The sequence below is a fragment of the Streptomyces sp. NPDC050534 genome, from assembly GCF_044457745.1.
In the GTDB taxonomy this organism is placed as follows: Bacteria; Actinomycetota; Actinomycetes; order Streptomycetales; family Streptomycetaceae; genus Streptomyces.
This window is the reverse complement of sequence record NZ_JBITHF010000001.1, coordinates 410,356-423,269: the sequence shown is the minus strand read 5'-3', so window position 1 is coordinate 423,269 and position 12,914 is coordinate 410,356. Positions and strand designations below refer to the sequence as shown.

The window sequence follows — 12,914 nt, the reverse complement described above, 5'->3', positions numbered from 1 at the left end:
GTGCCCATCGACTACGCAACGGTTGCCCGCCCATGCCGCACGAATCCACGCCCGTCACCCGTCACCTGCGCCGGCTGCTCGAACTCCTCGCCGCGGGCGCCCCTGCCGAAGACCTCGGCGCCGTAGCCGTCGAGGCCCGGAGCAACGGGGCCGCCGCCGAGGACCTCGCAGAGGTGGAACAGGCCGCCGAAGCGGCGCTGCGCGTCCAGACCACGCTCCGGCAGCACCGGCGCCGGGAGGCGGAGCTGACCGCGCTCTTCGACACCGCCGGCGACCTCGCGGCCCTGCGCGACCTCGACGCCGTGCTGCGCTCCATCGTCCGGCGCGCCCGGATGCTCCTGGGGACCGACACGGCCTACCTCACGCTGCCCGACGAGGAGGCGGGCGACACCTTTATGCGGGTCACCGACGGCTCGGTGTCGGAACTGTTCCAGAACCTGCGCCTCGAACTCGGGGAGGGCCTCGGCGGTCTGGTCGCGCAGACCGCGCGCCCCTACGCCTCCCCCGACTACCGCACCGACGAGCGCTTCCTGCACACCGGCAGCATCGACGCCGGGGTCCTGGACGAGGGCCTGGTCGCGATCCTCGGCGTGCCGCTGCTGCTGGGGTCGGGCAGCGGCGGGCAGGTCATCGGCGCGCTCTTCGCCGCGGATCGCACACCCCGCACGTTCGCGCCGGACGAGGTCGCCCTCCTGTGCTCGCTGGCCGACCACGCCGCCATCGCCATCGACACCGCCAAGTCGATGGCCGACGCGCGGATCGCGATGGCCGAACTCGCCGAGGCCAACGCCGTGATCCGTGAGCACTCGGCCGCCATGCAGCGTGCCGAGGAATCGCATGACCGGCTCACCGATCTGGTGCTGCGGGGCGGCGAACTCCGGGACGTGGCCGCCGCCGTGGCCGGTCTGCTGAAGGGGGACGTCGCGGTCCACGACGGCTCCGGGTGGCCGCTCACCTCGGTCGCCGGGCACGGCGGCACGGTCGCCGGGGAGCGGGAGGACTCCGGCGGCACGGAGGAGGATGCGGCGGCGCTGGTCGCGGCGGCGGAGAGCTCGCGCGCGGCCGCCCACGCGGTGTTCCGTGACGGGCGCTGGGTCTGCGCGGTGCTGGCCGGGCAGGAACTGCTGGGCTGTCTGGTGCTGTTCGGGCGGCCTGATCTCGACGGTCCCGACCGGCGTCTGTTCGAGCGGAGCAGCGTCGTGACGTCGCTGCTGCTCCTGCTGAGGCGTTCGGTCGCGGAGACCGAGAACCGCGTACGCGGCGATCTGATCACCGATCTGCTCACCGCGCCCGATCGCGACCCGGCCGGCCTGGTGGCCCGCGGCCGCCGTCTCGGCTTCGACCTCGACCGGCCCCACCTGCTGCTCGTCGCCCGGACCGGCGGGGCGGGCCGGGAACGGCTCGCGGACGCCGCCGTGCAGTACCTGTTCGGGTGCGGCGGTGTCAGCGCCGAGCACGAGGGCGCCGTTCTGCTGCTGCTCCCGTGCGACGGCACCGGTCCGGGTGAGGCGGCCCGCGCCGCGGCAGGGCAGCTCGGCCAGCTGACCGGCGCACCCGTCACGGTGGCCGGCGCCGGACCGGCCGCCGGACCGCGGGCCATCGCCGACGGGCACGCCGAGGCCCTGCGCTGCCTGCGCGCCCTGCACGTGCTCGGCCGCGACGGGCACGGGGCGAGCGTCGCCGAACTGGGCTTTCTGGGCGTGCTGTTGGGTGACATCCACGACGTGGACGGCTTCGTCACCGCCACTTTGGGACCGCTGCTGGACTACGACGCCCAGCGCGGCACCCAGCTGGTCCGCACCCTGCGCGCCTACTTCGACTGCGGCGGGAGCCTGACCCGGGCGAAGGAAGCGCTGCACGTGCACGTGAACACGGTCGTGCAGCGCCTGGACCGCATCCAGGCGCTGCTCGGCCCCGACTGGAACACCCCCGAACAGACGCTGGAACTCCAACTCGCCCTGCGCCTGCACCTGCTGTCGGACGTCTGACGCCCGAGCGGATGTGCGCCAGAGGGCTCGGGGTCACCGTGACGCCGTACCGCCATGTTCCTCGCTGCCCTCCACACCGGCCGCAGCCAGCAGGTGCTCTGCCACGACCCGGGCGCCCTCGTCGCCGATGAGGATGCTGTAGTGGTTGGTGTCCGGCACCAGTTGGGTGCGCACCATGTGGGGATCGAGGCCGGCGGCGGCGAGCCGCTGCTCGTCGTACAGGCCCTGCGGCTCGTCCATCAGACCGCGAGGTGCCCACAACAGCAGGGCCGGGAGGGGCAGTTGGTGCACCGCGCCCGACACCTGCGCACCGAGTTGGTCCACGCCGTCGGTGCGGACCGCCTCCAGGCTGCAGGACGAGCGCAGTTCGGGCTCCTGCCCGACGAGGTCGCGCTGGACGTAGTCGTCCACCCACGGCGACCAGGAGCCGGCGAAGGCCGGATGCGACTGCCAGAACGCGCGGTATGCCTCTCGGTCCGGGAACGTCATGGACAGCCGACGCATGGCCGGGCCGAGCACCGCCGTGATCAGCTCGTCGGGATCCAGTCCGGTCGGAACGGGGAAGCCCACGCCGCCGTCCACCAGCAGCAGGCCCGTCGGCAGGTGCGGGTGGCGTACCGCGGTCAGGGCCGCGGTGAACGCGCCCATGGAGTGGCCGGTCAGCACCACCCGGCCCACGCCCAGCGCGTCCACCACGGCCGCCATGTCGTCGGCGTGGGCCGCGATGCCGTACGGGCCGGGCACTGTCCCGCTGCCGCCCCGGCCGCGCAGGTCGGGCGCCACCAGGGTGACCCGGCCGGCCAGGTGGTGGGCGACGCGCACCCAGCTCAGGCCGTTGGCCGTGATGCCGTGCAGCGCCAGGACCACCGGCGCGCCCGGGTCGTCGGCCGGCCAGCGTGACACGGCCAACTCCCCGCCGGGCACCGGCACCCGAAACTCCTCGCGCGCCGGTGCGGCTCCGTGCTGACGGGCCGTCGTGCCGTTCTGCGGAGCGGTACTCATGAGGCGAGAGCCTCCTCGCGGTCGGTGGCGGCGTGGGACGTGCGGGTGGCGCGCAGCCTGGCCGGCAGCCGCGCCACGCCGCCGGGCAGCAGGTATATCACCGCGACGAACAGCGCGCCGAGCAGGAACAGCGGCTGCGAGAGCGGCACACGGACCACGGAGGGCAGACCGGCGACGGTGTCCGAGCCGGCCAGGTCGGCGAGCCGGTGGTCGGCCCAGGTGTAGAGGATGCCGCCGACCATGGGGCCCCACCGGCTGCCCGATCCGCCCAGCACCACCATCACCAGCAGGGACAGGGTGAAGTCGGAGGTGGTCGTCTGCGGGGTGGCGCCGCCGGTCAGCAGCAGGTAGACGATGCCGCCGAGCGCGGCCAGGGTGCCGGCCAGGACGAAGGCGACCAGCTTGAAGCCGTACGGCCGCAGCCCCAGCACCTCCACCCGGCGCTCGTTCTCCTTGATGCCCTCCCAGACCCGGCCGATGGGTGAGCGGACCGCCCACTGCACGACGGCCAGCACCACCACGAGGTAGGCCAGGGCGATCCAGTACAGGTTGGCGGTGTGCTCGATGCCGACCAGTGAGGCGGGCAGCTTGTCCGCGGGCGCGGCCCTGCCCTCCTCGCCGCCGGTGACACCGCCGGGATCGCGCTGCACGAGGATCGACGCGGCCTGCGCGAAGGCCAGGGTGACCATGGAGAATCCGATGCCGCTGACGCGGAGGCTGACCGCGCCCAGCAGGGCGGACAGCGCCGTGCCCGCGAGCAGTCCGAGCAGCGCCGACGCGGCGAACGGCAGGCCCGCCTGAAGCATCACCGTGTTGGTGACGTAGGTGCCCGCGGCGAAGTACAGGGCATGTCCGAAGGACAGCAGCCCGGTGCGGCCGAGCAGCAGGTCGTAGCCGGTGGCCAGGCCGCCGAAGAGCAGGCACAGGGCCAGCAGTTGCAGGTTGCCGGGGCCGCCGATCGGCCCGTCGAGCAGGCCCGGCAGCGGCAGCGCGCTGTAGGGCACGGTGAACAGGGCCACCAGCAGCAGGGCGGGCCACCAGCGGGTGGCTCGCCGCAGCCGCTGGGAGCGGGTGGTGACGGGGTGGTCCGCCGTGCGGGACCGGCCGCGCGGCTGGGTGGCGGTGGTCATGCGAGCCTCCCGGTGAGCCCTCGTGGCCTGACCAGCAGGAGGGCGGCGAGCAGGACGACGACGGCGAGGTCGCCGAGCCCGGCGGTGGTGTAGTAGTTGGCGAACTGCTGGACGAGGCCCACGGCCACCGAGGCCAGGGCGGCGCCGGTGAGCGAGCCCATGCCGCCCGTCACGACGACCACGAAGGCGAAGATGAGCAGCGACGTGCCCTGTTCGGGGTCGACGGAGCCGAAGTAGAGACCGCCGAGGGCACCCCCGAGGGCCGCCGCCGCACCGCCGATGGCGAAGACCAGGGTGAAGGCCCTGCGCACGTCGATGCCGAGCGCGGTGACCATCGCCCGGTCCTCCACGCCCGCGCGGACGACCAGTCCGTGCCGGGTCCGGCCGAGGAACAGCTTGAGCGCGCTCAGCACGACCAGGGCCGCGCCGATCAGCACCGGGCGGTTCAGCGGCACTTCGGCGCCCAGCACGGCGAAGGTGCCGGACAGCGACTTCGGTCCGGGGAAGGGGCGGGCGTCGGACCCCCAGATCGCCGACAGCAGGGCCGGCACGGCCAGGCCGACGCCGACCGTGGCGAGGATCTGCTCGCGGGGGCGGGTGTAGAGCGGGCGGATCACGGCGAGTTCGAGCAGTACGGCGGCGACGGTGCCCACGGCGGTGCCGAAGACGACGGCGAGGGCGAATCCGGCCCCTCCGGGTCCGGCACCGGGCAGGTGGCCGGAGGCGGCCCACCAGGTGCCGTAGGCGCCGACGGAGAGCAGGGCGCCGTGGGCGAAGTTGAGTACGTCCATCAGCCCGAAGATGAGCGACAGGCCGGAGGCGACCAGGAAGTACAGGGCGCCCAGGCCGAGGCCGGTGAAGGTGAGCAGCACGACGGTGGACATCAGGCGTCTGCCTCCGTGGTCCGGGCGGCGGGGCGCGCCGCGGTGCGAACAGGCGCGCCGGCGGCCGGCCTTGCGGTGCTGCCGACGGCGAGCAGCCGGCGGGCCGCCTCGGCGTCGGCGAGGAGGTCGGCGGCCGGCCCCTGGTGTGCGGTGCGGCCGTCGGCGAGGACGACGCAGTGGCGGGCGAGGCGGCGGACCAGGGCGAGGTTCTGCTCCACGAGCAGGACCGGCACCGCTTCGGCGGCGCGCTCCAGCACCTGGGCGACCTCGGTGACCACCTTGGGCGCAAGTCCCTTGGTGGGTTCGTCGGCGATGATCAGCCGGTTGCCGTTGAGCAGTGTCCGGGCGATGGCGACCATCTGCTGCTGGCCGCCGGACAGGGTGCCGGCGGCCTGGCGGGCGCGCCGTTTCAGCTCCGGGAACAGCTCGTGGACCAGGTCGTAGGCCGGTTCGCCGGCGCCGGGGCGCTCGGCCAGGCGCAGGTTCTCGGCCACGCTGAGGGAGGCGAAGACGCCGCGGTCCTCGGGGGCGTAGCCGATGCCCCGGCGCACCAGGGCGTGCGTGGCCAGGCGCACCGTCTCCTCGCCGGCCAGCAGCACGCTGCCGGTCCTCGGCACCAGTCCGAGGATGCCGCGTACGGTGGTCGTCTTGCCGGCGCCGTTGCGGCCCAGCACGGCGGTGGTGCCCGAGGCGGCCACCTCCAGGTCGACGCCGTGCAGGATGTGCTTGCCCCCGATCACGACCCGCAGGTCGCGCACGGCCAGCAGGGGCGGGGCGGCGGGGGTCACAGCTCCTCCCCGAGGTAGGCCTGCTGCACGGTGGGGTCGGCCATCACGGACTGCGGGCTGTCCAGCGCCAGCAGCGTGCCGTGGTGCATCACGGCCAGCCGGTCGGCCAGGTCCAGCAGCACATCCATGTGGTGCTCGACCATGAGCACGGTGCGTCCCTCTTCCTTGTGCAGCGACCGGACGAGTTCGGTCAGCGCGGGCACCTCCTCGGCGCTCACGCCCGCCATCGGCTCGTCCAGCAGCATCAGCCGGGGTTCGCCGACGAGCAGGACCGCGAGTTCGAGCTTGCGTTTCTCGCCGTGCGAGAGGGCTTCGGCGCAGGTGTCCGCGCGGTGCGTGAGCTGGGTGCGGGCCAGCACCCGGCCGACCCGCTCCGGGGAGGTGTCGGCACGGCGCCAGATCCGGTACGAACCGCCGTCGGCGGCCTGGGCGGCGAGCCTGATGTGGTCGGCGACCGTCATGCCCGGCCACAGGCTGGAGGTCTGGAAGGTGCGCCCGAGGCCGCGCCGGGCCCGGGCGTAGGCGGCCTCGGCGGTGATGTCGTGGCCGTCCAGTTCGATCGCGCCCCGCGAGACCGGGTTGAGCCCGCTGACCAGGTTGAACAGGGAGGTCTTGCCCGCGCCGTTGGGGCCGATGAAGGCGAGGAACTCGCCTTCGCGGACGTCGAAGGAGACGGAGTCGACGATGGTGGCGCCGCCGACCGTCCAGCCGATGTCGCGCAGCCGGAGCACCGGGGCCGGGAAGGTGCGGGCCTTCCCGGCGCCCGGGGCCTCAGGGACGCTCGGTGACGTCGTGTCGGAGGAGGACATCGGCTCAGCCCGCCGGCTTCGCGGCCGGTGGTGCGACGGCTGCCATCGGGATGCTGTCGATCGGCTCGGGCCGGGCGGCGCTGCCGCTGCCCTTGAGTTTGGCGGTGAACATCGGCTGCAGCAGGGCGTGGTCCTTCGCGCGGATCTGCTCCTTGCCCTTGGGCCCGTCGAAGGTCCAGCCCTCCAGCGCCTTGGCCATGGCCGCGCTGTCGGTGGCACTGCCGGACTCGATGGCGTGCACGATCATCTGGGCGGCGGTGAAGCCGTCCGGGCTGAACAGGTCGGGGGTGCCGCCGGCCTTGGTGATGCCGTCGAGCATGGCCTTCTCCACGGGGTTGCCTCCGCCGGCGCCCGGGAAGTAGTGCGCGAGGAAGGCGACCTTGGAACCGGCCGCGCCGAAGATCGGGTACGAGGCGGTGCCCGCGAGGCCGGTGACGACCTTGCTCGCGTCCAGCACGCCCTGCTGGTTCAGCGCGGTCCACAGGGCGGGGGCGGTGGTGCCGGCCCAGGCCACGAACACCAGGTCCGGCTTGCCGGCCCTGGTCTGGCGGGCGAAGGGCGTGAGGTCGGTGGCGCTCGGCGGAGCGAGCACGGAGCCGACGTGCGCGCCCTTCGCGCCGAGGACGGCCTTCACCGCCGCCACGTTGGCCTGTCCGAAAGCGGAGTTCTGGGCGAGCACGGTGACCTTCCTGCCCTTGGCGTCACCGAGCAGGGTTCCCGCGGCGAGGATGTCCTGGTAGGACTGCCGACCCGAGCGGAAGGTGTAGGCGTTGATGCCGGTCACCGCGTCGGTGGCCGCGGGACCGCTGACGTAGAGCACCTTGTTCTGCGCGGCCAGCGGCGCCATCTGGAGCGCCACGCCGGAGTCGGTGGTGCCGGCGAGGATCTTGTAGCCCTTGCCGACGAGGGTCTTGGCCGCGGCGACCGCCTTCGCCGGGTCGCCGGCGTCGTCCTGCTCTGTGACCTGGATCGGGTGGCCGCCGGCCTTGTTCGTGCCGTGCGTGGCGTAGGCCAGGCCGGCCTTGAAGCCTTCCTCGTACTGCTTGCCGTACGCGGCCAGCAGTCCGCTGCGGGAGTAGACCAGACCCACCTTCACGGGAGCGGACTTGCCGTCCGAACCGGCGGTCGCGGTGCCGGCGGTACCGGCCGAGGAGCAGCCCGCGACGAGGGCGCCGACCGCGATCAGGGTGAGGGCGCGAACAGATCTGCTTCTGAAGGTGTCCGTGAGGTGAGAACGCATGACGAACGGCTCCTGACGGTGTGTCGCCCGCCCGTCGCCGGGGCCCGCCGGCCTTGTCCGGGACGGCGGGTTCACTACGGGACGACGGGAGCGCGGTGCTGGATTGCCGGAACCCTAGGAGCGCCGTACGACGGGCGGCATGTTGCCAATCACCGTTCTTTGAGGCCCCGTCATGGCGCCGACGCACATGGCCTGTGCCGACCGCTCCAGGCAAAGGTGAGCAGCACCCGGCTCCGGTCGCGACGTGGTGGGCGGTCCGGGCCGGCAGAGGCAACACACCCCGGTGGAAGAGGAAACGGCATGGACAAAGTGATGGCCGCGGCCGCGCAGGCAGTGGCGGACATCCCCGACGGTGCGACGCTCGCGGTCGGCGGGTTCGGCCTGTGCGGCATACCGTCGACGCTGATCGCCGCGCTGGCCGGGACGAGCGCGTCGGGCCTGCGGGTGGTGTCCAACAACTGCGGTGTGGACGACTGGGGGCTGGGGCTGCTGCTCCGCACCGGCCGGATCGCCCGGATGACCTCCTCCTACGTGGGTGAGAACAAGGAGTTCGCCCGCCAGTACCTGGCCGGCGAGCTGGAGGTGGAGCTGACACCGCAGGGCACCCTCGCCGAGCGGCTGCGGGCCGGCGGCACAGGCATCCCCGCCTTCTACACTCCGGCGGGTGTGGGCACCCAGGTCGAGGAGGGGGGCCTGCCCTGGCGCCACAGCGCCGACGGCGGCGTCGCGCTGGCCTCCCCGCCCAAGGAGACAAGGGAGTTCGGCGGCCGCCGCTACCTGCTGGAGGAGGCCATCACGGCCGACTTCGCCCTGGTGCGGGCCGAGGTCGCCGACCGGCACGGCAACTGCGTCTTCCACGCGGCGGCACGCAACTTCAACCCGCTGTGCGCGATGGCGGGACGGGTGACCGTCGTCGAGGCCGAACGCATCGTGGAGCCCGGCGAACTGCCCCCGGACGCCGTCCATCTGCCGGGCGTGTACGTGGACCGCGTGATCGCCGTCGACGACTCGCTGGACAAGCGCATCGAGCGCCGCACCGTGCGCCCCGCGCGCACCGGTGCGGAAGCAGCCGTACCGCACACCGGCGCCGAAACGGCCGTCTCGCGCACCGACTCCGAGGAGAAGTGACCATGCCGCTCGACCGCGACCAGCTCGCCGCACGCGCCGCCCGGGAGCTGCACGACGGCCAGTACGTCAACCTGGGCATCGGCCTGCCCACCCTGATCCCCAACTACCTGCCCGACGGGGTGCACGTGGTGCTGCACTCCGAGAACGGCATCCTCGGTGTGGGCCCCTACCCGTACGACGGCGAGGAACACCCGGATCTGATCAACGCCGGGAAGGAGACGGTGACCACCATCGCCGGCACCTCCTACTTCGACTCGGCCTTCTCCTTCGGCATGATCCGGGCCGGCCGGATCGACGTCTCCGTGCTGGGCGCCATGCAGGTGTCGGCCCAGGGCGACCTGGCCAACTGGATGATCCCGGGCAAGATGGTCAAGGGCATGGGCGGTGCGATGGACCTGGTCCACGGCGCCCGCCGGCTGCTGGTCGTGATGGAGCACGTCGCCAAGGACGGCAGCCCGAAGATGGTCGAGGAGCTGAGCCTGCCCGCCACGGGACGCCGCGTGGTGGACCGGATCATCACCGATCTGGCCGTCATCGATGTCACCCCCGAGGGGCTACGCCTGATGGAGACCGCTCCGGGGGTCACCGTACGGGAGGTCATGGCGGCGACGGCCGCCCAACTCCTCGTCGATCAGGGCTTGTCGGCGCTCGCGTCCGGCTGATCCCTGGTCGCACCGCACCTCGGAGCGCTGTCGTCCGGTTGCGCAAGGTGAAGCACATCACGTTGGCCCGCACCCTCCTCGCGGGTAGGTTCCAGCGATCAAGGGAGAAGGACGTCGTATCACTTTCGCGAGCGCGAGTCCTCCCTAGGACCTTCCTCTGACGAGAGATACAGGACATGTCGGCTGAAGCACCCTCGCACCACCCTCCGCAGCTCATCGGCGTGGTCGCCGAGTCCGCGTCCGGGGAGACGCGCGTGGCGGCGACCCCCGCGACGTTGCGCCTGCTACTGAAGCTCGGCTACGAAGCCGTCGTCGAGCCCGGGGCCGGCGAGGCCTCCGGCTTCGAGGACCAGGCGTACGTCGAGGCCGGCGCGGAGATCGGCGAAGCCTGGAACGCGGATGTCGTTCTGAAGGTCAACGCCCCCTCCGCCTCGGAGATCACCCGGCTGCGGGAGGGCGCGACCATCGCCGGCCTCCTTGCGCCCGCGCAGAATCCCGAACTGCTTGAGGAGTTGTCCCGTGCCGGGGTGACCGCTCTGGCGCTCGACGCGGTGCCGCGGATCTCGCGGGCCCAGTCGATGGACGTGCTGTCCTCGATGGCGAACATCGCCGGCTACCGTGCGGTCATCGAGGCCGCGCACGTCTTCGGCAGGTTCTTCACCGGCCAGGTCACCGCGGCGGGCAAGGTCCCGCCGGCGAAGGTGCTGGTGGCCGGCGCGGGTGTGGCCGGCCTGGCCGCGATCGGCGCCGCGTCCAGTCTCGGCGCGATCGTGCGGGCCACGGATCCGCGGCCGGAGGTCGCGGACCAGGTGAAGTCGCTGGGCGGCGAGTACCTGCCGGTGAACGTGGTCCAGGAGGCCAGCACCGACGGCTACGCCAAGGCGACCTCCGCCGACTACGACCGCGCCGCCGCCGAGCTCTACCACGAGCAGGCCCAGGACGTGGACATCGTCATCACCACCGCCCTGATCCCGGGCCGGCCGGCGCCGCGCCTGCTGACGGCCGCCGACGTGGCGGCGATGAAACCGGGCAGCGTCATCGTCGACATGGCCGCCGCGATGGGCGGCAATGTCGAGGGCACCGTGGCGGGCCGCACGGTGGTGACCGACAACGGCGTGACCATCATCGGCTACACCGACCTCGCCTCCCGCCTGCCCGCCCAGGCCTCCCAGCTGTTCGGCACCAACCTGGTGAACCTGATCAAGCTGCTCACGCCCGGCAAGGACGGCCGGCTGACGGTCGACTTCGACGACGTGGTGCAGCGGGCCGTGACCGTGGTGCGAGGCGGCGAGGTCACCTGGCCGCCGCCGCCCGTCTCGGTCTCGGCCGCGCCCGCCGCGCAGGCGGCGCCACCCGTCAAGGCCGAGCCCGAGCCCGAGAAGCGCAAGCTCTCACCTGCGGGCCGCTTCGGCCTGATCGGGCTCGGAATGCTCGCGATGTTCCTGCTGGTCGCCTTCGCTCCGGCTCAACTCGCCGAGAACTTCACGGTGTTCGCGCTGGCGGTGGTGATCGGTTACTACGTCATCGGCAAGGTGCACCACGCGCTGCACACGCCGCTGATGTCGGTCACCAACGCGATCTCCGGAATCGTCGTGATCGGTGCCCTGCTGCAGATCGGGCACGAGAACAACCTCGTCACCGCACTGTCCTGCGTGGCGATCCTGCTGACGAGCGTCAACATCTTCGGAGGTTTCGCCGTCACCCGCCGCATGCTGTCCATGTTCTCGAAAGGCTGAGCCGAGATGACCTCCATGACGGCCTCCCATGCCGCCGATCTGGTCGCCGCCCTGCTGTTCATCCTCAGCCTGGCCGGCCTGTCCCAGCACCGCACCTCCCGCGCCGGCGTCGCCTACGGCATCGCCGGCATGGCCCTCGCGCTGGTCGCCACCATCGTGGTGGCGGCGCAGAGCATCAGCGGCGGTGCGGTGGCGCTGATCCTTGTCGCCACCGCGCTCGGCGCGGCGATCGGCATTCAGCGCGCCCGCAAGGTCGAGATGACGCAGATGCCCGAACTGATCGCGGTGCTGCACAGTTTCGTCGGCCTCGCCGCCGTGCTGGTGGGCTGGAACAGCTACCTCGAGGTGGAGTCGCACGGCGACGCGCAGACCCGGATCGGCGCCGACCTGCTGGGCATCCACCACGCCGAGGTGTTCATCGGCATCTTCATCGGCGCGGTCACCTTCACCGGCTCGATCGTCGCGTTCCTGAAGCTCTCGGCCCGGATCAAGTCCCGACCGCTGACGCTGCCCGGCAAGAACCTGCTCAACGTCGGAGCGCTCGCCGCGTTCGTCGCGCTGACGGTCTGGTTCACGATCAGCCCCGGTCTCCCGCTGATGATCGCGGTGACCGTGCTGGCGCTGGCGCTGGGCTGGCACCTGGTCGCCTCGATCGGCGGCGGCGACATGCCCGTGGTCGTCTCCATGCTGAACAGCTACTCGGGCTGGGCGGCCGCCGCGGCCGGCTTCCTGCTCGACAACAACCTGCTCATCGTCACCGGCGCACTGGTCGGCTCCTCCGGCGCCTACCTGTCGTACATCATGTGCAAGGCGATGAACCGCTCCTTCCTCTCCGTCATCGCGGGCGGCTTCGGCATCGAGGCGCCGACCGGTGGCCAGGAGGAGGAAGGCGAGCACCGTGAGGTGCGCGCCGCGGAGGCGGCCGAGATGCTCGCCCAGGCACGCTCGGTGATCATCACGCCGGGTTACGGCATGGCTGTCGCTCAGGCCCAGCACCCGGTCGCGGAGCTCACGCGGCAGCTGCGCGAGCGGGGCGTCGAGGTCCGTTTCGGCGTCCACCCCGTCGCGGGCCGCCTTCCCGGCCACATGAACGTGCTGCTGGCCGAGGCGAAGGTGCCCTACGACATCGTCCTGGAGATGGACGAGATCAACGACGACTTCGCCGACACCTCCGTCGTGCTGGTCATCGGCGCGAACGACACCGTCAACCCGGCCGCCACGGAGGACCCGAGCAGCCCGATCGCCGGCATGCCGGTCCTGCGCGTCTGGGAGTCGGAGCAGGTCATCGTCTTCAAGCGCTCGATGGCCTCCGGCTACGCGGGCGTGCAGAACCCGCTCTTCTTCCGTGAGAACAGCAGCATGCTCTTCGGCGACGCCAAGCAGAGCGTCGACGCCATCCTGCAGGCACTCGGCGCCGACGGCCGCCACGAGGCGACCTCGGCCGCCCGCCAGACGACGTTGGCGGGTCGCTGAGGCTCTCGCTGCGTGAGGTGACGTCGTGAACTCGCCGGCAGCGAGGTGCTGTCAACCTGCTGCCGGCGAGCGCC

General features: G+C 72.3%; 11 protein-coding genes. 5 read left to right on the top strand and 6 right to left on the bottom strand.

Annotation, left to right across the window (positions count from 1 at the left end):
- Positions 1–32: 32 nt before the first annotated feature.
- Complete coding sequence (locus ACIBN2_RS01925) at positions 33–1,988, top strand: helix-turn-helix domain-containing protein (RefSeq protein ID WP_399132132.1); 1,956 nt, start codon at positions 33–35, stop codon at positions 1,986–1,988.
- Between the two features lie 33 nt (positions 1,989–2,021).
- On the opposite strand, the gene ACIBN2_RS01920 is transcribed toward ACIBN2_RS01925, so the two are convergent.
- Genes ACIBN2_RS01920 through ACIBN2_RS01895 form a run of 6 tightly spaced genes read right to left on the bottom strand, consistent with a single transcriptional unit; the run spans position 2,022 to position 7,841 of the window.
- Positions 2,022–2,990, bottom strand: coding sequence for an alpha/beta fold hydrolase (locus tag ACIBN2_RS01920; protein ID WP_399132131.1), 969 nt, complete (start codon positions 2,988–2,990; stop codon positions 2,022–2,024).
- On the bottom strand, positions 2,987–4,120 hold the full coding sequence (locus ACIBN2_RS01915) for a branched-chain amino acid ABC transporter permease (RefSeq protein WP_399132130.1): 1,134 nt from the start codon (positions 4,118–4,120) through the stop codon (positions 2,987–2,989). Before ACIBN2_RS01915 ends, ACIBN2_RS01920 begins: the two co-directional genes overlap by 4 nt.
- Positions 4,117–5,004: a branched-chain amino acid ABC transporter permease gene (locus ACIBN2_RS01910; RefSeq protein WP_399132129.1), complete on the bottom strand. Its 888-nt coding sequence runs from the start codon at positions 5,002–5,004 to the stop codon at positions 4,117–4,119. The genes ACIBN2_RS01915 and ACIBN2_RS01910 overlap by 4 nt, the downstream gene beginning before the upstream one ends.
- A complete protein-coding gene (locus tag ACIBN2_RS01905) occupies positions 5,004–5,792 on the bottom strand; it encodes an ABC transporter ATP-binding protein (RefSeq protein ID WP_399132128.1) in 789 nt (262 codons plus the stop codon). The genes ACIBN2_RS01910 and ACIBN2_RS01905 overlap by 1 nt, the downstream gene beginning before the upstream one ends.
- Positions 5,789–6,601, bottom strand: a complete 813-nt coding sequence (locus tag ACIBN2_RS01900; RefSeq protein ID WP_399132127.1) for an ABC transporter ATP-binding protein — start codon at positions 6,599–6,601, stop codon at positions 5,789–5,791. The genes ACIBN2_RS01905 and ACIBN2_RS01900 overlap by 4 nt, the downstream gene beginning before the upstream one ends.
- A 4-nt stretch (positions 6,602–6,605) precedes the next feature.
- Positions 6,606–7,841: a substrate-binding domain-containing protein gene (locus ACIBN2_RS01895; protein WP_399132126.1), complete on the bottom strand. Its 1,236-nt coding sequence runs from the start codon at positions 7,839–7,841 to the stop codon at positions 6,606–6,608.
- A 300-nt stretch (positions 7,842–8,141) separates the two neighbouring features.
- On the opposite strand from ACIBN2_RS01895, the gene ACIBN2_RS01890 reads away from it, so the two are divergent.
- The 4 genes from ACIBN2_RS01890 to pntB all read left to right on the top strand — a co-directional run bounded on the left by ACIBN2_RS01890 (position 8,142) and on the right by pntB (position 12,840).
- On the top strand, positions 8,142–8,969 hold the full coding sequence (locus tag ACIBN2_RS01890; RefSeq protein ID WP_399132125.1) for a CoA transferase subunit A: 828 nt from the start codon (positions 8,142–8,144) through the stop codon (positions 8,967–8,969).
- Between the two features lie 2 nt (positions 8,970–8,971).
- A complete protein-coding gene (locus ACIBN2_RS01885) occupies positions 8,972–9,631 on the top strand; it encodes a CoA transferase subunit B (protein WP_399132124.1) in 660 nt (219 codons plus the stop codon).
- 176 nt (positions 9,632–9,807) lie between these two features.
- Complete coding sequence (locus tag ACIBN2_RS01880) at positions 9,808–11,367, top strand: Re/Si-specific NAD(P)(+) transhydrogenase subunit alpha (protein WP_399132123.1); 1,560 nt, start codon at positions 9,808–9,810, stop codon at positions 11,365–11,367.
- A 6-nt stretch (positions 11,368–11,373) separates the two neighbouring features.
- Positions 11,374–12,840 carry a Re/Si-specific NAD(P)(+) transhydrogenase subunit beta gene (gene pntB / locus ACIBN2_RS01875; protein ID WP_399132122.1) on the top strand — a complete coding sequence of 489 codons (1,467 nt, stop codon included), beginning with the start codon at positions 11,374–11,376 and terminating at the stop codon, positions 12,838–12,840.
- Positions 12,841–12,914 lie beyond the last annotated feature (74 nt).

What these genes read in the sequence shown, in the direction of transcription:
- ACIBN2_RS01925 (WP_399132132.1), top strand. Translation starts at nt 33, where the DNA reads ATGCCGCACGAATCCACGCCCGTCACCCGTCACCTGCGCCGGCTGCTC.
- ACIBN2_RS01920 (WP_399132131.1), bottom strand. Translation starts at nt 2,990, where the DNA reads ATGAGTACCGCTCCGCAGAACGGCACGACGGCCCGTCAGCACGGAGCC.
- ACIBN2_RS01915 (WP_399132130.1), bottom strand. Translation starts at nt 4,120, where the DNA reads ATGACCACCGCCACCCAGCCGCGCGGCCGGTCCCGCACGGCGGACCAC.
- pntB (WP_399132122.1), top strand. Translation starts at nt 11,374, where the DNA reads ATGACCTCCATGACGGCCTCCCATGCCGCCGATCTGGTCGCCGCCCTG.
- ACIBN2_RS01885 (WP_399132124.1), top strand. Translation starts at nt 8,972, where the DNA reads ATGCCGCTCGACCGCGACCAGCTCGCCGCACGCGCCGCCCGGGAGCTG.
- ACIBN2_RS01895 (WP_399132126.1), bottom strand. Translation starts at nt 7,841, where the DNA reads ATGCGTTCTCACCTCACGGACACCTTCAGAAGCAGATCTGTTCGCGCC.
- ACIBN2_RS01900 (WP_399132127.1), bottom strand. Translation starts at nt 6,601, where the DNA reads ATGTCCTCCTCCGACACGACGTCACCGAGCGTCCCTGAGGCCCCGGGC.
- ACIBN2_RS01890 (WP_399132125.1), top strand. Translation starts at nt 8,142, where the DNA reads ATGGACAAAGTGATGGCCGCGGCCGCGCAGGCAGTGGCGGACATCCCC.
- ACIBN2_RS01880 (WP_399132123.1), top strand. Translation starts at nt 9,808, where the DNA reads ATGTCGGCTGAAGCACCCTCGCACCACCCTCCGCAGCTCATCGGCGTG.
- ACIBN2_RS01910 (WP_399132129.1), bottom strand. Translation starts at nt 5,004, where the DNA reads ATGTCCACCGTCGTGCTGCTCACCTTCACCGGCCTCGGCCTGGGCGCC.